This window comes from Pseudomonas sp. IPO3747, from assembly GCF_013385245.1.
GTDB classification, from domain to species: Bacteria; Pseudomonadota; Gammaproteobacteria; order Pseudomonadales; family Pseudomonadaceae; genus Aquipseudomonas; species Aquipseudomonas edaphica.
Window position 1 is genome coordinate 162,988 of record NZ_JACAQL010000002.1, and the last position, 18,467, is coordinate 181,454.

The 18,467-nt window shown below is 57.7% G+C and carries 16 protein-coding genes; 6 read left to right on the forward strand and 10 right to left on the reverse strand.

Annotation, left to right across the window (positions count from 1 at the left end; translation table 11 throughout):
• Positions 1 to 70: 70 nt before the first annotated feature.
• From HX790_RS01925 to HX790_RS01945, 5 genes are all read left to right on the forward strand, one after another.
• Entirely contained in the window at positions 71 to 1,351 is a 1,281-nt protein-coding gene (locus tag HX790_RS01925; RefSeq protein WP_017136237.1) for a glycerate kinase, read from the forward strand.
• Entirely contained in the window at positions 1,341 to 2,756 is a 1,416-nt protein-coding gene (pyk, locus tag HX790_RS01930; protein WP_099549034.1) for a pyruvate kinase, read from the forward strand. Before HX790_RS01925 ends, pyk begins: the two co-directional genes overlap by 11 nt.
• A 138-nt stretch (positions 2,757 to 2,894) precedes the next feature.
• Positions 2,895 to 3,767, forward strand: coding sequence for an urea transporter (locus HX790_RS01935; RefSeq protein WP_017136236.1), 873 nt, complete (start codon positions 2,895 to 2,897; stop codon positions 3,765 to 3,767).
• 31 nt (positions 3,768 to 3,798) lie between these two features.
• Positions 3,799 to 4,623 carry an ion transporter gene (locus tag HX790_RS01940; protein ID WP_017136235.1) on the forward strand — a complete coding sequence of 275 codons (825 nt, stop codon included), beginning with the start codon at positions 3,799 to 3,801 and terminating at the stop codon, positions 4,621 to 4,623.
• A gap of 96 nt (positions 4,624 to 4,719) precedes the next feature.
• Positions 4,720 to 5,724, forward strand: a complete 1,005-nt coding sequence (locus HX790_RS01945) for a sulfate ABC transporter substrate-binding protein (RefSeq protein WP_017136234.1) — start codon at positions 4,720 to 4,722, stop codon at positions 5,722 to 5,724.
• A 144-nt stretch (positions 5,725 to 5,868) separates the two neighbouring features.
• Here HX790_RS01945 and HX790_RS01950 read toward each other — a convergent pair whose 3' ends face one another.
• A complete protein-coding gene (locus tag HX790_RS01950) occupies positions 5,869 to 6,483 on the reverse strand; it encodes a DUF5666 domain-containing protein (RefSeq protein WP_017136233.1) in 615 nt (204 codons plus the stop codon).
• Between the two features lie 178 nt (positions 6,484 to 6,661).
• Here HX790_RS01950 and HX790_RS01955 point away from each other — a divergent pair, with 178 nt between their 5' ends.
• Positions 6,662 to 7,861 carry an MFS transporter gene (locus HX790_RS01955; protein WP_017136232.1) on the forward strand — a complete coding sequence of 400 codons (1,200 nt, stop codon included), beginning with the start codon at positions 6,662 to 6,664 and terminating at the stop codon, positions 7,859 to 7,861.
• 30 nt (positions 7,862 to 7,891) lie between these two features.
• Here the strand turns inward: HX790_RS01955 and HX790_RS01960 are convergent, their stop codons facing one another.
• The 9 genes from HX790_RS01960 to HX790_RS02000 form a co-directional block, all read right to left on the reverse strand.
• Entirely contained in the window at positions 7,892 to 9,133 is a 1,242-nt protein-coding gene (locus HX790_RS01960) for a cysteine desulfurase-like protein (RefSeq protein WP_017136231.1), read from the reverse strand.
• Positions 9,134 to 9,164: 31 nt separating this feature from the next.
• On the reverse strand, positions 9,165 to 10,535 hold the full coding sequence (cysS, locus tag HX790_RS01965; RefSeq protein ID WP_017136230.1) for a cysteine--tRNA ligase: 1,371 nt from the start codon (positions 10,533 to 10,535) through the stop codon (positions 9,165 to 9,167).
• 50 nt (positions 10,536 to 10,585) lie between these two features.
• The gene (gene yfcF / locus HX790_RS01970) at positions 10,586 to 11,212 is read right to left on the reverse strand and encodes a glutathione transferase (protein WP_017136229.1); all 627 of its coding nucleotides are present in this window, start codon (positions 11,210 to 11,212) and stop codon (positions 10,586 to 10,588) included.
• A 49-nt stretch (positions 11,213 to 11,261) separates the two neighbouring features.
• A complete protein-coding gene (locus HX790_RS01975; protein ID WP_017136228.1) occupies positions 11,262 to 12,539 on the reverse strand; it encodes an ATP-grasp domain-containing protein in 1,278 nt (425 codons plus the stop codon).
• Entirely contained in the window at positions 12,536 to 13,495 is a 960-nt protein-coding gene (locus tag HX790_RS01980) for an EamA family transporter (protein WP_080593748.1), read from the reverse strand. The genes HX790_RS01975 and HX790_RS01980 overlap by 4 nt, the downstream gene beginning before the upstream one ends.
• 28 nt (positions 13,496 to 13,523) lie before the next feature.
• Positions 13,524 to 14,495, reverse strand: coding sequence for a JmjC domain-containing protein (locus HX790_RS01985; RefSeq protein ID WP_157786482.1), 972 nt, complete (start codon positions 14,493 to 14,495; stop codon positions 13,524 to 13,526).
• Positions 14,492 to 16,051, reverse strand: a complete 1,560-nt coding sequence (locus HX790_RS01990) for a thioredoxin family protein (RefSeq protein ID WP_017136225.1) — start codon at positions 16,049 to 16,051, stop codon at positions 14,492 to 14,494. Before HX790_RS01990 ends, HX790_RS01985 begins: the two co-directional genes overlap by 4 nt.
• Positions 16,052 to 16,086: 35 nt before the next feature.
• Positions 16,087 to 17,484, reverse strand: a complete 1,398-nt coding sequence (locus tag HX790_RS01995) for a KamA family radical SAM protein (RefSeq protein ID WP_017136224.1) — start codon at positions 17,482 to 17,484, stop codon at positions 16,087 to 16,089.
• A 265-nt stretch (positions 17,485 to 17,749) separates the two neighbouring features.
• On the reverse strand, positions 17,750 to 18,382 hold the full coding sequence (locus HX790_RS02000; RefSeq protein WP_017136223.1) for a DUF2282 domain-containing protein: 633 nt from the start codon (positions 18,380 to 18,382) through the stop codon (positions 17,750 to 17,752).
• Positions 18,383 to 18,467 lie beyond the last annotated feature (85 nt).

Consider the following 18,467-nt stretch of genomic DNA (forward strand, 5'->3'; position numbering starts at 1 on the left):
CCAGCTCCCACATTTTGATCCCGTTTCAAGTCTTAACTCTAATAACAAGAATCCCCCCGGGAGCCCGCTTATGTCGGTCGATCCGCAACACCTGCTTCGCGAGCTGTTTGCCACAGCCATCGACGCCGCCCACCCCCGGCAAGTCCTTGAACCTTATCTGCCCGCCGACCGCAGCGGCCGTGTAATCGTGATCGGCGCCGGCAAAGCCGCGGCCGCCATGGCGCTGGTGGTCGAGAACTGCTGGCAGGGCGAAGTCTCGGGCCTGGTGGTCACCCGTTACGGCCACGGCGCACCGTGCAAGAAAATCGAAGTGGTCGAGGCCGCACACCCGGTGCCCGATGCGGCCGGCCTGGCCGTCGCCAAGCGTGTGCTGGAACTGATCAGCAACCTCACCGAAGACGACCGCGTGATCTTCCTGCTCTCCGGCGGTGGTTCGGCCTTGCTGGCCCTGCCCGCCGAAGGCATCACCCTGGCCGACAAACAAACCATTAACAAAGCCTTGCTCAAATCCGGCGCGACCATTGGCGAGATGAATTGCGTGCGCAAGCACCTCTCGGCCATCAAGGGCGGCCGGTTGGCCAAGGCCGCATGGCCGGCGACGGTGTACACCTACGCCATCTCGGATGTGCCGGGCGACCAGGCCACGGTGATCGCCTCCGGCCCCACCGTCGGCGACCCGAGCACCTCGCAGCAAGCCCTGGCGATTCTCAAGCGCTACAACATTGAGGCGTCGGCATCGGTGCGCAGCTGGTTGCAGAACCCCGCCTCGGAAACCGTCAAACCCGGCGACCCGGTGCTCGCCCGCAGCCACTTCCAGTTGATCGCCCGCCCGCAGCAATCGCTGGAAGCGGTAGCGGTGAAAGTTCGCCAGGCCGGGTTCAGCCCGTTGATCCTCGGTGACCTCGAAGGTGAAGCACGCGACGTGGCCAAGGTACACGCCGGTATCGCCCGGCAGATCGTGCAGCATGGCCAGCCCTTGGCGGCGCCGTGCGTGATTCTCTCGGGCGGTGAAACCACCGTCACCGTGCGCGGCAATGGCCGTGGCGGGCGTAATGCCGAATTCCTGCTGAGCCTGACCGACAGCCTCAAAGGCCTGCCCGGCGTGTACGCACTGGCCGGTGACACCGACGGCATCGACGGCTCCGAAGACAACGCCGGCGCAATCATGACCCCGTGCAGCTACCGCCGCGCCGAAGCCCTGGGCCTGTCGGCCAGCGACGAGCTGGACAACAACAATGGCTATGGCTACTTCGCCGCACTCGACGGTTTGATCGTCACCGAGCCGACCCGCACCAATGTCAATGACTTGCGCGCCATCCTGATTCTTGAGACTGCCAAACATGACGCCTGACAAGAAAGTCAAAATCCTCGCCACCCTCGGCCCGGCCACTGACGGCATCGATGACATCCGCGAGCTGGTGGAAGCCGGGGTGAATATCTTCCGGCTGAACTTCAGCCACGGCGAGCATGCCGACCACGCCCAGCGCTACCAGTGGATTCGCCAGGTGGAGCGCCAGCTCAACTACCCGCTGGGCATCCTCATGGACCTGCAAGGGCCGAAACTGCGGGTCGGGCGCTTTGCCGAGGGCAAAGTGCAACTGGTGCGCGGCCAGGCGCTGCGCCTGGACCTGGACCCGACCCCGGGCGATCAGCGCCGGGTCAACCTGCCCCATCCCGAGATTATCGCGGCGCTGGAGCCGGGCATGGACCTGCTGCTGGACGACGGCAAATTGCGCCTGCGCGTGATCACCAAACATGCCGACGCCATCGACACCACCGTGCTCAATGGCGGCGAGCTGTCCGACCGTAAAGGCGTGAATGTGCCGCAAGCGCTGCTGGAACTCAGCCCGCTGACCGCCAAGGACCGCCGCGACCTGAGCTTCGGCCTGGAGCTGGGCGTGGATTGGGTGGCGCTGTCGTTTGTGCAACGTCCGGAAGATATCCGCGAAGCCCGCGAACTGATCGGCGACAAAGCCTTCCTGATGGCCAAGATCGAAAAACCCTCAGCCGTGCTGCGCTTGCAGGAGATCGCCGAACTGAGCGACGCGATCATGGTTGCAAGAGGCGACCTGGGTGTGGAAGTGCCCGCCGAGAGCGTGCCGCAGATCCAGAAAGACATCATCAGCACCTGCCGCCAATTGGGTAAACCGGTGGTAGTAGCCACGCAGATGCTCGAATCCATGCGCTTCTCACCGGCACCGACCCGCGCCGAAGTGACCGACGTGGCCAACGCCGTGGCCGAAGGCGCGGACGCGGTGATGCTCTCGGCCGAAACCGCCTCGGGCGAATACCCACTGGAAGCCGTACAGATGATGAGCAAGATCATCCGCCAAGTGGAAAACGGCCCGGATTACCAGGCGCAACTGGACGTGAGCCGGCCCAAGGCGGATGCCACGGTGTCGGACGCCATCAGCTGCGCGATCCGGCGCATCAGCAGCATCCTGCCAGTGGCGGTTCTGGTGAACTACAGCGAGTCCGGCAGTTCCAGCCTGCGCGCGGCGCGGGAACGGCCGGTGGCGCCGATCCTCAACCTCACGCCGAACCTGTCCACGGCGCGGCGGCTGAGTGTGGCCTGGGGCGTGCATTCGGTGGTCAATGACCGGCTGCGCCAGGTGGACGAGGTGTGCTCGACGGCGCTGGAGATTGCCCAGGCGCAGGGCATGGCGCAGCGCGGGGACACCCTGGTGATTACCGCGGGGGTGCCGTTCGGGCAGCCGGGGTCGACCAATTCGTTGCGTATCGAGACGTTGATTTAGCGTCTGTAAGGGCCTCATCGCGGGCAAGCCCGGCTCCCACAGTTGATTGGGTTCGCACCTCTTTATGTGTGAACACAGCCAACTGTGGGAGCTGGCTTGCCTGCGATAAGGGCAACTCGGTCTCACTGACTAACCACCATGCACAACCCAACCTGCCCCGACTGGGCCGAAGCCCTGCTCAACGGCTTCAGCCAGATATTCCTGCAGCGCCAGCCGTTGTGCGGCCTGCTGTGCCTGTTGGCCATCCTGATCGGCGCCCCGGCCTTGCTCGGCGGAGCGTTGCTGGGCGGCCTCGCCGGTTTGCTCACGGCCCAGCGCCGGGGTTATCCCAAGGCAGAGCGCCAGGCCGGCCTGTATAGCTACAACGGCGTGCTGCTGGGTGTGTTGATCAGCCAGCACTTCGCCTGGTCGGCGTTGTTGCCGCCGTTGATCCTGGCGTGCGGCGGCCTGAGTGCGATGCTCACGCGGCTATGGTTGAAACATACCCATCACCCGGATGACTTGTCCGCGTACACCGCGCCCTTTGTCGGCCTGGGTTGGCTGTTGATCGGCAGCGCGCCTCAGCCTACGTTTGCCTTGGTCGAGCCCAACTTCTTTGCGATTGTCAGCGCGCCCTTTATTGGCCTTGCGCAAGTCATGCTGCTGGACCAACCACTGGCGGGAGTCTTGATTGCCGTCGGCTTGTTGTTGGCCAACCGTCGCGCCGCCCTGTGGGCCTTGGTCGGTGCCACTGCTGGCGTGCTGGTGGCTCTACTACTCGACGAACCCGCCAGCGCCCTCCTCGGCCTGCACAGCTACAACCCGGCGCTGGCGGCACTGGCCTTGAGCCAGTCACGACGCCAGCCGTGGCTGCCACTGCTGGGCATCCTGCTGGCGATTATCCTCACACCCGGTTTTGCCATCCTGCACCTGCCCGCGTTGACTGCGCCGTTTATCCTCGCCTGCTGGCTGGTGCGCGCCACGCAGCGGATGTTCAAAGCCCGCGTGGACAGCCCGTTCGAATCCCCCTAGGCTTGCTCGATATTCGATTCAGGCGGGTTTTATGAACAGCAACAGCGACTGGCGCCAGCGCCTCTATGTCATGGTATTCCAGAGCGACACCGCAGCCGGGCGGCGCTTTGACGGCATCCTGCTACTGATCATTCTTGCCAGCATTGTGATCGTGATGCTCGACAGCATCGACGAAATCCACCAGAACTACGCCGATGTGTTGGCCTATATCGAATGGGGCTTCACGCTGATCTTCGCCATCGAGTACGGCTTGCGGCTGTACTGCTCGCCCAAACCCTTGCGCTACGCCTTCAGCTTTTATGGCTTGGTGGACTTGCTGGCCATCGTGCCCGGCATCCTCGCGCTGTATTACAGCGATGCGCAATACCTGCTGATTATCCGCATCATTCGGATGCTGCGGATTTTCCGCGTGCTCAAGCTCAGCCCGTACCTCAAGCAAGCCAACTACCTGATGGCGGCGCTGCGCGGCAGCAAGCAGAAGATCGTGGTGTTCCTGGTCAGCGTGTGCACCCTGGTGACGGTATTCGGCACCCTGATGTATGTGATTGAAGGCCCGGAGCACGGGTTTACCAGCATTCCCAAGGGCATTTACTGGGCGATCGTGACCCTCACCACCGTAGGCTTTGGCGATATCGTGCCGAAGACGCCGCTGGGCCAGGTGATTTCGTCGCTGGTGATGATCACCGGTTACTCGATCATCGCCGTGCCCACCGGGATTTTTACCGCTGAACTGGCCAGCGCCATGCGCGGTGAGCAGCTGGAACACGATTGCCCGGTGTGCAAGAAAAACAGCCACGAACCCAACGCAGCGTTTTGCTCGCGCTGCGGCAGCAACCTGTTTCATAAAGTGGAATAAGCACAGTACGTTTTAATCTTTAAACGCCTATGCAGGCCCGGCTATAGTCGCTGGCAAATTGCCCCCACTCTTCTCTCGAACAACAAGGAATGAGCAGTGAAAAAAATCCTCAGCGCCTCTCTTCTGGCCGCGGGCCTGGCCCTGGCCGGTGCCGTGCAAGCCGCACCGGTCACACTGCTTAACGTCTCCTACGACGTGATGCGCGACTTCTACAAGGACTACAACGCCGCCTTCCAGAAGCACTGGGAAACCGAGCACCCGGACGACAAGCTGACGTTGCAGATGTCCTTCGGCGGTTCCAGCAAACAAGCGCGCTCGGTGATCGACGGCCTGCCGGCCGATGTGATCACCATGAACATGGCCACCGACATCAATGCCCTGGCGGACAACGGCAAACTGGTGCCGGACAACTGGGTGACCCGCCTGCCGAACAACAGCGCGCCGTTCACCTCCGCCACCGTGTTTATCGTGCGCAAGGGCAACCCCAAAGCCCTGAAAGACTGGCCCGATCTGCTCAAAGATGGCGTGCAAGTAATCGTGCCCAACCCGAAGACCTCGGGTAATGGCCGCTATACCTACCTGTCGGCCTGGGGTTATGTGCTGAAAAACGGTGGTGATGAAGACAAGGCGAAGAAGTTCGTCGGCGAATTGTTCAAACATGCACCGGTGCTGGACACTGGCGGCCGTGCCGCTACCACCACCTTCATGACCAACCAGATCGGCGATGTGCTGGTGACCTTTGAGAACGAAGCCGAAATGATCGCCCGTGAATTCGGCCGTGATCAGTTCGAAGTGATCTACCCAAGCGTCTCCGCCGAAGCCGAGCCGCCGGTGTCGGTGGTCGACAAAGTGGTCGACAAGAAAGGCACCCGTGTGGCTGCCGAGGATTACCTGAAGTACCTGTGGTCGCCGGAAGGCCAGGAAATTGCTGCCAACAACTACCTGCGCCCACGTGACCCGAAAGTGCTGGCCAAGTACACCGACCGCTTCCCGAAAGTCGACTTCTTGTCGGTGGAGAAGACCTTTGGTGACTGGCGTACCGTGCAGAAAACTCACTTCAATGATGGCGGGATTTTTGACCAGATCTATTCGGGTCAATAACTGAAGGTACGCGGTAAAAAATGTGGGAGCTGGCTTGCCTGCGATAGCATCCCCTCGGTGTAACTGATACACCGAGGTGATTGCATCGCAGGCAAGCCAGCTCCCACACAAGCCAGCTCCCACATTTGTTTTGTGTTGGGTCCGTTACATCGGCGGTGTCACGCCATCCTTGCCAGCTGAGATCGCCTGGGCCGTAATGGTCCCATCCGCGCCCTGCGCCGCAAACAACACCACCTTCACGCCCGCCTTGAGCAAGCTGCGATCGCCCGGCTCCAGGTTCACGATTGGCACATCATCCGGCACCACAATCTTCTGCTCGCCGCCTTTGTACTTCACGGTCAGGGTGCGCCCGTTGCTGACCACCAGGTCGCCAACCGTGCCGTTGGTCATGCTGCTGCCTTCTTTCAAATCAAACGCGCGGTGCCCGTCACCCGTGCCGGCCATGGCCGGTGGGAATACGTGGACTTCCAGCGCAGTCAGGGTGCCATCGGCGTTCGGCATGGCAGCCGAGCCAATGTAGCTGCCGGGCTTGATCTCATCGATCTTGGCCAAGGTAACGGCGCGTACCTGGGTGGCCGGCGTCAGATGCACCACAACCTCTTCGCCACTGTTGACCTTGACGTGCATCGCGTCACCGTCCATCGCAGTAATGGCGCCGCGTACGCCGACCCGTGGGGCCTCGGCGGCGTTGGCCAGCCCGATGGCCATGGCCGCAGCCAGGGTGGAGGCCAGGAGCATCTTGTTCAGCGTGATTTTCATCGCAGTGGATTTCCTGTTTCGACAGTTATGCCTGAATGTATCATTGGCGCTCGCCCCAAAAGTTAACGATTCAGTCATTAATTTGCGGCATGAGTGATATCAATGCGCGCGCTCTACACCGGCGCAGACGTTGTCTTTACTCTCGCCCGCTACCTTCCTTCGCTTGAATGAGAACACCATGACCGCTACCTCACACGCTTCAAGCACCATGACCCGAGGCATGGTGATGCTGTTTGCGTTCTGTTGCGGCGCCATTGTTGCCAACATCTACTACGCCCAGCCGATCATCGAGTTGATCGCGCCGGACATCGGCCTGACCCCGGCACTGGCGAGCCTGATCGTCTCACTCACGCAAATCGGCTATGCCCTGGGCCTGTTCTTTCTGGTGCCGCTGGGCGACCTGCTGGAAAACCGCAAGCTGATGATCATCACCAACCTGGTGGCCATCGCCAGCCTACTGGGTGCGGCGTTTGCCGAGCAGCCGAATGTGTTCCTGCTTGTGTCGTTGCTGATCGGCTTCAGTTCCGTCTCGGTGCAGATTCTTATCCCGCTGGCCGCGCATCTGGCGCCCGCCGAGTCCCGAGGCCGTGTAGTCGGCAGCATCATGGGCGGCCTGTTGCTGGGCATCCTGCTGGCGCGGCCGGTGTCCAGCCTGGTGGCTGACCACTTTGGCTGGCGTGCAATGTTCATGGCGGCCGCCGCGGTGATGGTGTTTATCAGTGCCGTGCTGATGCTGACTATCCCCAAGCGCCAACCCGACCACAGCGCCAGTTACGGCCAACTGCTGGGCTCGCTGGGCACCTTGCTGCGCAAGCAACCGCTACTGCGTCAGCGCGCCTTCTACCAAGGCTGCATGTTCGCCACCTTCAGCCTGTTCTGGACCGCTGCACCGTTGGAGCTGGCGCGTAACCACGGCCTGAGCCAAAGCGAAATCGCCCTGTTTGCCCTGGTCGGCGCCCTGGGCGCGATCGCCGCGCCTATCGCCGGGCGCCTGGCCGATGCCGGGCACACGCACCGCGCTTCACTGCTGGCCATGCTGTTTGCCGCGTTGAGTTTTCTGCCAGCCTTTGTGCACCCGTTGTACAGCGTGATCGGCCTGGCGGTGACCGGCGTGGTCCTGGACTTCTGCGTGCAGATGAACATGGTCCTCGGCCAACGCACCATCTACGCCCTCGACGCCAACAGCCGCAGCCGCCTGAACGCGCTGTACATGACCAGCATCTTCATCGGCGGCGCCTTCGGCTCGGCGATTGCCAGCAGCGTGTATGAACACGGCGGCTGGCTGGGCGTGATGCTGGTGGGCAGTGCGTTCCCGCTGGTGGCGTTGTTGCGGTTCCTGAGCGCTTCGCGCCAGGGCTCACCCGCGATTGCCTCATAATCCTGGCGGCCATCAGCGGCTCAACGCCTCTCAGCGAAAATGCTGCATGGCCAAGAGGAAGCGCTGAACATCCTCCGAAGACGTGTACTGAGCAAAGCTGATTCGGACCACACCATCATTCTGGTCAAGGCCGAGTGCATGGAGGGTTTCAGGGCTGAAGTTATTGCCATGCCAGAGGCGAATGCCCTGCCGGGCCATATGCTGGGAGACCACCGCACTGGGCGTCGACTTGAGTGTAAAAGACAGGGTTGGAACTCGACATTGCAGATCATGGGGCTTGCATAGGCCATAAATCTTCACTTCGTCCAGTGCTTCGAGCCCCGCCAACACCTCTTGCACCAAGCGTTGTTCATGGGCAATCACCGCGTGCATGCCACTCACGATCTGATTGCGTTGGCTCCCATTCACAGGGCTGCCACCCAGGGTGCGCCCTATCCACGCTAAATGCTCGATCGCTCCTCCCACACCCGCGATGGCCTCCCTGCTTTTAGTTCCGGTTTCGAACTTGTAGGGAGGCTTATCGAGCGTAGGTCGAGGTTTGTAGGCAATGAGCTGCTCAAGCAGAGCAAGACGGCCCCACAGAACCCCCTGATGAGGTCCATAGAGCTTGTGCGAAGAACAGGCCAGCAAGTCACACCCCAAGGCCTGGACGTCGATCACGCCATGCGGGGCGTACTGAACCGCATCCACGTAGACGATCGCGCCCATGTTTCTGGCCAACGCTGCAACTGCTGCTACATCGTTAATCGTGCCCGTGACATTGTTCGCATAGCTCAAGGCTACGACCCGGGTGCGCTCAGTGATCAACGAGGCTGCCTGGGATAGATCAAAACCATAGGTTTCGAAATCGAAAGGTAGCCAGCGCACGGTTAATTCCAGGTCTTTTGCCAATTCAAGCCAAGGGGAGATATTGGCTTCGTGGTCTGAACGGGTCAGGACGATCTCGTCGCCCTTGCGCAGGCTTCGCCCGATGCAACGCGACATATGAAACGTCAGGGCGGTCATGTTCTGGCCGAAGACAATTTCCTGCGCACACGATGCATTAAGCAGTGCCGCTGCAGCCGATCGCGCGCGGTCGAGATCCTGCTCGGCAATGATGGAGGTCGAGAAATGCCCCCCCAGATTCGCGTTGTTTTCAATGGACGCCCTGACACTCGCCTCCAGTGCCCTGCTGCACATCTGCGTGCCTGCAGCGCCGTCAAAAAATACCGCACCCTCCAGAGAGGGCACGGAAAAGACCGGAAACTGCTGCCTGATTAGCGCTACATCCACAATGCCGCTCCTTGTTCAATGCACAGATGCCTCAAGCTTTCAGATCGCTGACACCGATACCCTGCGCCAACAGCAAGTCCCTGATCCGATCAGACTCTGACCAGTTCTTCATCAGGCGTGCGACACGTCGCGCCTCAATCAAACTTGCCTGCTCCTGGGTTAATTCAACCTGTACCTCGTCAAACAAGCCCACGCTGAGTATGCCGTCAAAACTACGCAGTAAATCGAGGCGTTCGGCGTCATCCAACACATCAGCCTTGAGCACCCACCACAGCTCGGCAACCGCCCCTGGCGTATGCAGATCCTTATCCAGCGCGCCGAAAAAACGCGTTTTAGCTGCAACATACTCTGGCGAGAACGAAGCCTGCGGCTGGACATTGTCGCCCTGGATCTGCGCGATACGCAGCCGAGCCTTGCGTAAGGCGGTCGACGCTGCGTCCAGGGCATCCCACGAGAACGTCAACGCGCTGCGGTAATGGGATCCCAGTACCAGCAATCTGAACGCGAGCGGGTCGTAGCCTTTATCGATCAGTGTGTCGACTGTGAGGAACTCGCCCTTGGACTTGGACATTTTCTCTGCATCGACATTGAGAAACTCACAGTGAAACCAATAATTGACCCAGCGGTGGCCAAAACAGCATTCCGACTGGGCCACCTCGTTGGAGTGGTGCACATTGATATGGTCAATACCCCCGCAATGGATGTCGATTCGATCGCCGAGATAGCGGCTTGCCATAGCCGAACATTCAATATGCCAGCCCGGAAACCCAAGCCCCCAGGGCGATTCCCACTTCATGATCTGATCGGGAAATTTCGACGTCGAAAACCATAACGCGAAATCCGACTGTGAGCGCTTCAGCGGGTCATGAGCAACCCGGTCGGTAGCTTGCTGGTCTTGAAGTTTCAGCTGGCCCAGTTCGTGATAGGTGGGAAATTTTTCCAGGCTGAAGTAGACATTTCCGGCACTGATATAAGCCACGCCTTTTTCCAACAGTTGCTCGACCATGGCGATTATTTCAGGGATATGCTCCGTCGCTCGGCATACGATATCCGGCCGTTTTACATTCAACGACGCGCTGTGCCTGAAGAATGCCTCCTCGTAAAACCGAGCAACCTCCCAAGGGGTTTTCTGTTCACGCGCCGCCCCCAGCATCAATTTGTCATCACCAAAATCAGCGTCCGATTGCAGGTGGCCGACATCCGTGATGTTCATCACGTGCCGCACACTGAAACCCTGCTCGCGTAACGTTTTGGCGAGCACATCCTCAAATATGTAGGTACGCATATTGCCGATGTGGGCGTAGTGATAAACCGTCGGCCCACACGCATAAAACCCCACGTTTTTCCCTGCAACCGGGACGAAGGGCATTAGCGTCTTACCCAGTGTGTTGAATAATTCCATGTGCCATCCCTAGGTTTCTTATTTCTGCCGGTGCGGGCTCACACCTTGATTCAGCCTGCCCGCGCCCTGCTACGGTCAATCTCCAGCCACTCACGAACAGACGCACGATCCCATGCCCGAAGTGCGTAATCTTTGAGTACATCAGGAACTGGATCATCACTATAAATAAGCCGATTCAACATGCCTGCAGCGTCAACATCGGCAATACACCACTCGCCCAGTAAAAACATCCGGCCGTCGCGCAAGCTGTGCGACAAGCCCTCAACCAGCCGTCGCGCGTCGCTCGCAGCCAGTGGCCCGAGCGGCTCATGGGCAGGTTCAATAAAGATGGTTTCGGTGGGCCGCTCGCCGCGCAAGTTGAAAAAATCGCTCCTCAACCAAGCCTGAATCTGCCGGGCCTGGGCTCGCGCCCGCGCATCAATGGGATACAACGGTTTGTTCACCGAACACTCATTCACGTACTCGGCAATCGCGGACGATTCGGTCAGCGAAAATCCGTCCTCCACCCACGTCGGTACACGCTGCGTCAGCGAAACCTCACTGAAGGGTTGCTGGTGGTGATCGCCACGGGACAAGTTCAGATAGTGCATGTCAAACGCCACCTGACACTCACGAAGGGCCACGAAGGCCGACATCGCGAACGGTGAAGTACATTGATGATCGACATAAAGTTTCATGAGCGATGCTCCGCCAATTGGAAGGTTCGGGCCAGGTGCGACAAAGCGCTCAGCACAGGTGCGCGACAACTGCGCTACTGAGTTTCACGTCAAAAAAGCCGGTGGCTTGAGCCTCTTTCTCACGGATCCACAGGTAGTCTGCATAGGTGACCGCCGGGTCTTCGTGAATAAGGTAGATAAACCCGTAATTGGTCGAAATGCCGATGGTGGGCGCAACACTGTCGCCTATCTGCGGAGCTCTGATCATCTTGAAAAAACTCGGCCTGGCGCTCAGCTCATCGAGCCAATGCCGATGCACAACGGTGCCTGACACGCTATTGATCATGCCGATGACTTCACAGGTCGCATTCGAACGATTGACTTTATCGAGCATGGCATCAAACGCCGTTGGGTCGGCGTAACAGGCCACGCACAGATTGACCGCATTCACCCCACTTACACGCGTCATTGCGCTGAGTTCCTGGGTGCCCATCATCCTGGCCGCCCACTCGATCAACTTGGGGCCGTCCGCTGTCACCATCACTTCAAGAAACGAAGGCCCAATGTGCACTCCAAAGGCATCCAGGCAACGTTGCACATAAGCGATGATCGGCGCGGCCTCTTGTGATTGCAGATCAATCAGCACTTCGCGGTCATTGACCACGCCAGCGCCCAGTACACGCTTGCGATTGTCTCGCCAGATTTCAAACACCAAGTGCTCGCCGTCTCGTGAAACCGCTTGAATCAGGTACTGCTGCCCAGCCAGATGCTCCATTGCCAACATGCGATCATTGATAAACCCCATTTCGTTGAGCCGGCCCAACTCTTTGTCGATGGCGTGACGGACTTGCTCTTGATCAAAGCAAAAGTAGATGCCGTCGGCACCCGCGCTGTTCACGGGTTTGATGACCACCGGCCAGTCGCCAATCAAATCGATGGCCTGGGGTATATCGTGTGCGTGATGGATCAGCGCGACGCGTGCGGCCGGAATCCCCAGGTGATGCAGGCGCTGCGCCATATGCCATTTATCGCGGCGGCAAGGGGACAATGCCGTGCCATTTCCCGGCGTGCCCATCAACTCGCTGAGCTGGTCCGCCAATTCAACGCCAGACTCACACCCCGGAATGATAAAGGCCGGCTCAAAAACAGCCAGAGCGTCGGTCAACGCCTTGAGATCCTGGGTCGCGACAAACAGGTGCTGAAAATCATCGGGCTGAAAGCTATCGACGTCGTAATCGAGAATTTCAGCGGATGTCTGCACGTGAATACAAGCAAAGCCACGGAGCTTAAGTTCGTCAGCAAGGCGCGCACCGGTGGAATAAGCATCAACAATCACCGCATATTTCATACGTTAACTCCTTCAGTCGGCAGCCGACTTAAATGGGCATAACCGTTATAGGTGGCCGCCATGCAAATGAGGATGACGCCGATGAAACTGAACATTGAAAACGTCAGCCTCGAATCAGCAGCTTGAAAAATGATCGTAAATAGCGGTGCCATCGCCAGGATGGCTTCAATGGTCACAGGTTCGCAGCGCTTTATGCCTTCCTGGAGTAAAAGCAGCGGTAATATCACGCCTCCCAATGCCAGCAGGGTTAACGTCACTAGATGCTCGACCACCGCAGACAGCGCGCCGGTATTCAACGCTGCGTAGGTGCCCGAAATCGCCAGCAACAGATAAAACCGATGTGCGTAGAGATAACGACTGGATACACCATGGTCGGCGACCATTTTTGAAAGAATCGTGGTCAATGCCATGGCAACACCGCACACCAGCATCATCAGATAACCCAGTAATACCTGATACCGTTCTGGTTCATCCTGGACCGCGGTGCGGTCAGCAAATGAGGCCCAGCACAAATAGAGACTGGCGAAAACGATAAGACCAGCGGCCAAATAATCGGCACCGATCATGACTGCCGACGGGCGCATCAGCTTGTTCAGTATCAATACCGACACCATCCCGACACCGCCCACCAGCGCACTGACAATTGCCGGTTCGACCCATTTCAAGGCACACAGAAAAGAGATCCACAGCGCAGCCGAACTGAAATTCAACATCACCACGCAACGTCTCACGGACGCTTTGTGGGTGGTCAGGCTTTGCATCCCGCGGGTTGAACCGGGGTTCAACAGGTAACTGATAAAAAACACCGGCCAAGCGATGGCAAACAACACGAATGTCACGACAACCGTGTCGAGCGCTTGTACCAACATACCGAAGTAAACTTCCTTAAGCCCGTCCACTGCATTGACGAGCATCAGGGCGGTTATCCCGATAAATAAACTTTGAGCTGCACGCATGGCGAGAGGTCCGCTGGTTAAATCGTACTTAAAGAGCGCTCAACGTACGCACATTGCCTTTACGTGATTGCTTATAGCGTTGAAGCAATTGCTCGGGCGTCAACTGGCTGGATAACCTCCCGGCTTCATCAAGACCCTGCTGAATACTCTCCAGAATCGACGTGCGCGCCTGTACCGATAACGTATCAAGCGGGTGCGCCCTGAGCGCTTCAATGCCATGCAACTTTTCCAACACGGCGTAGGTAATGAGATCGGCCAGCGTCGGAGGATTAATCACGAAGCCTATTGAAAACGACTCCTCATGGGCCACCGTACTGTGCCAATAGCCACGCGGCATAAAGGTTGTGGTGCCCGGCTTGACTAACCGCACCTGTTTATTTTCAGGCATCACGCGCGGTAAGGCCGCCCCTGTATAGGGCTGAATACCGTCGGTGTAAAAGCGGTTCGGGTTGTTTGGGAAAAACGGATAAATCGGATCGGGCAATGCGGTATTTTCGGCAAAGGCCCAGGTCTTCTCGCCCTTTATCTGGATCATGAAATTCGTTTCGTGATCAAAGTGCGTGGCGACCTCTACGCCATAGTTGGCGGCAAACGCTTCACAGCTGACATAGTGCCGTGGAATATCCAACACACTGGCCAGCTCATCACAGGCCTTGGAAATGGTCGGAATCGCTTCCAGGTCCTTTATATAAACCATCGCGGCACCGTCGTTGTAAGGCGCAAGAGCGTCGGCTGACTTTGCCACGGTGATACGTTTGCCTCCGGGGAAAAGCAGATCGACAGATCCCGGCAGTGCACTGAAGAGCTTGCGGATATCCTGGAACTCATCCAAGGCTGCCAACGCGCTGAACCGGCTCATCTCACCGTCCGCGACGTAGGCGTGTTTCGGCCAGCATGTTCCCAGGAACGTCTCGGTTTGATCACCAAACATCTGCTGCACTATATTCATCACGGTTCCATCCTTGAAGCGGCGCGCAAGGCGCGCCGCCGGGTCATTCACACCGCAGCTGCTTGCGACTGGGCTTTCAATGGAGCATGGGCGCCAGCATTGGACTTATTGAGATACCCCTCGTAAACCCGGGCAAGCTCGTCACTGCGCTCTTTCAATTGCTGCGCGGCATTGGCGAAAAGCGCGTGCTGTTCTTCGTGAGACAAGCCAACCATTTCCCCTTCGGCACGTCCAAGCGCATTAAACAGAAGCTTGGCCAGCAACTCCGTCTCCGAACGTTCGTGGCCGATGCGCTGGCAGATGGTTTCGACAACCGCTGCATGATCATGGAAATGCCAACCCAAGCGGCACATACGGAATTTTATCGAGACCGGTGAGTCCTCCCACCAGCTGCGGGTGGCGTCGAGCTCGGCATCGCTGATACCCGAGAACTCCTCAACCAATTGCTGATGACGCTGCTCCCAAAGCGCCAGCAGAGAATGGAGGTTGCCGAAGTTAGACGGCGCTGGGCCATATTTTTCCCAGTTGAGCATCGCCGGGCTGACCTTATCCGTTCTCTCGATATTCGAGCGGCTCGCCTCCAGGGTCGAACGTATGGCGGGGGCATGCGCCCAGAACTCAGCCATGACGCAGTGCACAATATTGTTGCGGATCGTGCGCTGCTTGCCGAGGGTGTAATTCTGATGGAGATGCTGCTGATCGTATTCAGCGCCCTTGAGCCCGATGAGGCTGGCCTGCAGATCCCGGAATGCCACTTGCCAGTCACGAACGATCATCTGCGCACGACTCAAGCCTCGACCTTGCGCGTTTCGCTGTTGCGCTGCGTCCGTGGCAACATCCATCAGCATTTGATAAATACCCAGGCACAGTTCACGCAGACAGTCGGTGTAATGCGCCCAACCGCCTTCACCCTGTACGCCGGGCCAGTCGACCATCAATTCATGATCCGGCACTTGAATCAGCGTATTGCAAAAACGTCGCACTTCTCGAGCGATAGGGGTCTGCGCAATCCCCGTTTCGGGCAGGCTGTCTTCAGGATATTGCCCACGCGCCTGGGCGATCGGCAGCCAGTACTCAGCTTCACGCACTGCGATACTTTCGGCATCGCGAGTATCCAGTCCTTTTCTCAGGAGAGACTCAGCCACGCTATAGTTGTGGGAGGCCATCGCCTGTTTAGCCAGGCCTACCGACAATTGCGCGAGGACTTCTTTGGCATCGATATCACCGGCCACATCGTGATGCACACGGCAATAACCCAAGTCCAGCCTTGTGTGCAGGGGAGCGCCCAGGAACTTGTGGTAAATATCCCCCTCACTGGAAATAAGCTGGAGGACCGGCGACATAATAAAAATGTGGCTGCCTACCAATTCTGAAATACGTGGATCCGGCTTGTCGTTTTCCACTTCGACCCAGACTGGAATCACCGAGCCGCTGACCGCTCCAATCAATTGCGGATCATTCAAAACACTGTCCACCAGCCGGTTACAACCGCCACATGAGCGGCTATTGAAATAAATCAGTATCGGCTTACCCGTCGACTTGGACTGCGCGATGGCCTGAAGGTAGTCCTGGTGACGAATCCAATCAATCTTATTAACTTGGTTCATTTCGATGCTTCCATTCACGGTGATTGAACATTTCGTTAGTATGCAGCGTGTACAACGTCATTCAGCAACTGCGTCCTCGACGCGGGACTCAGCCACAACGCCTGAACATCCGAAGCCAACGTATGCAACGGATCACAATACAAAAAGAACTTGTCTTTCTTAACCGCTGGCGCTCGGTAAACAGCCACACCTACGTGCTTGTCATAATAATCAAAACTATGAATATCACGTTTACCGCCACCACCCGGCAAGTCCACAATAAAGTGCGGCGTGTTATGCCCGGCGATTAAGCCGCGCGTCGACTTCTCCAGGGCGATAGAGTCGGCAAGGCTGGTTCTTAGTGTTTCTACGCCCCGAATCATGTCACCTTGAAAACAGTAATATGGACGCACATTACAATACGCCAGGCACTCATTCAGCCGATGCATGTCCGTCGCGTTATTATTAACGCCTTTCAAGATAACCGCCTGATTTCTGACCTCCACACCCCGCTCATACAAAATCCGCAGTGCCTTCACCGTCATGTCGGTAATTTCATTAGGGTGATTGAAGTGCGTATGAATGGCGATCGACTTACCCATTTTGCGTGCACGATCGGACAAGCGAGCGATGGCATCGGTCCATTCGTGATCACTCTGGATTTTCATCGGCAGTACAGCCAACCCCTTGGTGGCAAAACGCATGCGCCGCACGTGGGGAATCTCCAGCAAACGCTCGCCAATATCAGTGATCTGCCGCGCTTTGAGGCGATAAGCATCGCCACCGGAAACCACCACATCCTCCACGCTGGAGTTGGCTGCTATGTAGCGAAACGCCGGCTCCCAACGCTCTCCAGGTGCATTGATTTTCTGCTTAGTCACCACATCGGTATCCAGCCCCACCGCATAACTACGGGTGCAGTAACGACAGTAGACCGGGCATACATTGGTTGCCAGAAACAACACACGGTCCGGGTAACGGTGAGTAAGGCCCATGGCGGGGGAGTCATTCTGTTCGCCCATCGGATCAAGCTGGACCATGGGGTGATCAACTTCGATTTCCGACGCCAGTGGCAAGAACTGTCGACGCAACGGGTCAAAATAAGGATTAGACCAATCAATCAATGACAAAATATAGGGTGTCAGTCTTATCGACATCGGGGCCAGTTGATGGCCCTTCTCAATATCGCTCACAAAACCGGCAGGCGTTATATCTTTGATGAGATCGCCCAGTACCGCAACACTGGTCACCGCATTCTTTTCTTGCCAGAGATGATTGAGAAATGTATCCGCATCCACCGAATGCCAACGCTCCAGCTTGCGCCAAAATTCGTCTTGCCTGAATTCATACTTGGAGGTGCCCTTCTGCTCAACGCATTGCCCCGTGAATGAACTCACTATCACCGAATTCAAACGGTCAGCCACTGAGTCATATTCCACATTTTCACCCGACATGTTTGCAGTCCCTTTCAAGCGGTGGCGTCCATAGACAGACAATACTGAAAACCATCTTTAAATCAACAAGCCTTTGTCTTTTTTTATTTTGCTTTTTTACACTCGACGGCCGTCGAGCCGCATTAAAACCTGCAACTTAATAACGCCTCGCCCGCGCAACTAACCACGCAATCGACTGTGATACTTAGTCGATATTCAACGCATGAGCAGCGTAAGGTGAGTGTATTTAAAAAGGCGGGATTTCATCCCGGCGCAGTCGCTGTTATCAGCGTGTGACCGCCGTTACCGGGCCGGTCGTATCAGCCTGACCTTGCACCGTCGCCGGCACCGCTGTTGTCGAGGGCTGGACCAGGTACTGCACCACGTTGGCAATGTCTTCGTCATTCAGGGATTTGGCAGCCGCTACCATGACAGGGGACGGGCGAGAAGCGTCGCGGAAGGCACGCAGTTGGGAGTCAAGGTATTTGCCGAACTGTCCTGACAACTTCGGATAGTCGGCATTTTGCGAATCACCGGCCACGCCATGGCATGAAGAACACGCAGGAATACCACGGGTATGATCGCCTTGATTGAACAGGCGCTCGCCCATTTGCGCACTCTTCACCGAAGTTTCCGTCTGCTCATCGGCCTGGCATGCATAAGGCTGGGCTCTGAGCACCCCGCCCATTTGCGTACACGTGCCTTTGGGCACAGCCATCCACTCGTTCGGGTCATTGTCGACCTTGCTCGATTCCGAGCAGTCATGCAGGCAACTGCTGTCGGAGCAATCATTGTGCCCTGCCTTGGCCACACCGTAGCAGACCTCGGTTTCTACTGTTTTCTCGGTGGCTGCATCGGCCAACGCAGCACCGCTGATAGAAGCCAAGGCGGTGGCTACCAGAATATCTTTTAGATTCATCACGCAAGTTCCCGGTTAAGGATGGGTACATTCAATTATTTTTTTTACGCTCACGTACGTGAGCCAACTAACATTGGAGCCAGTC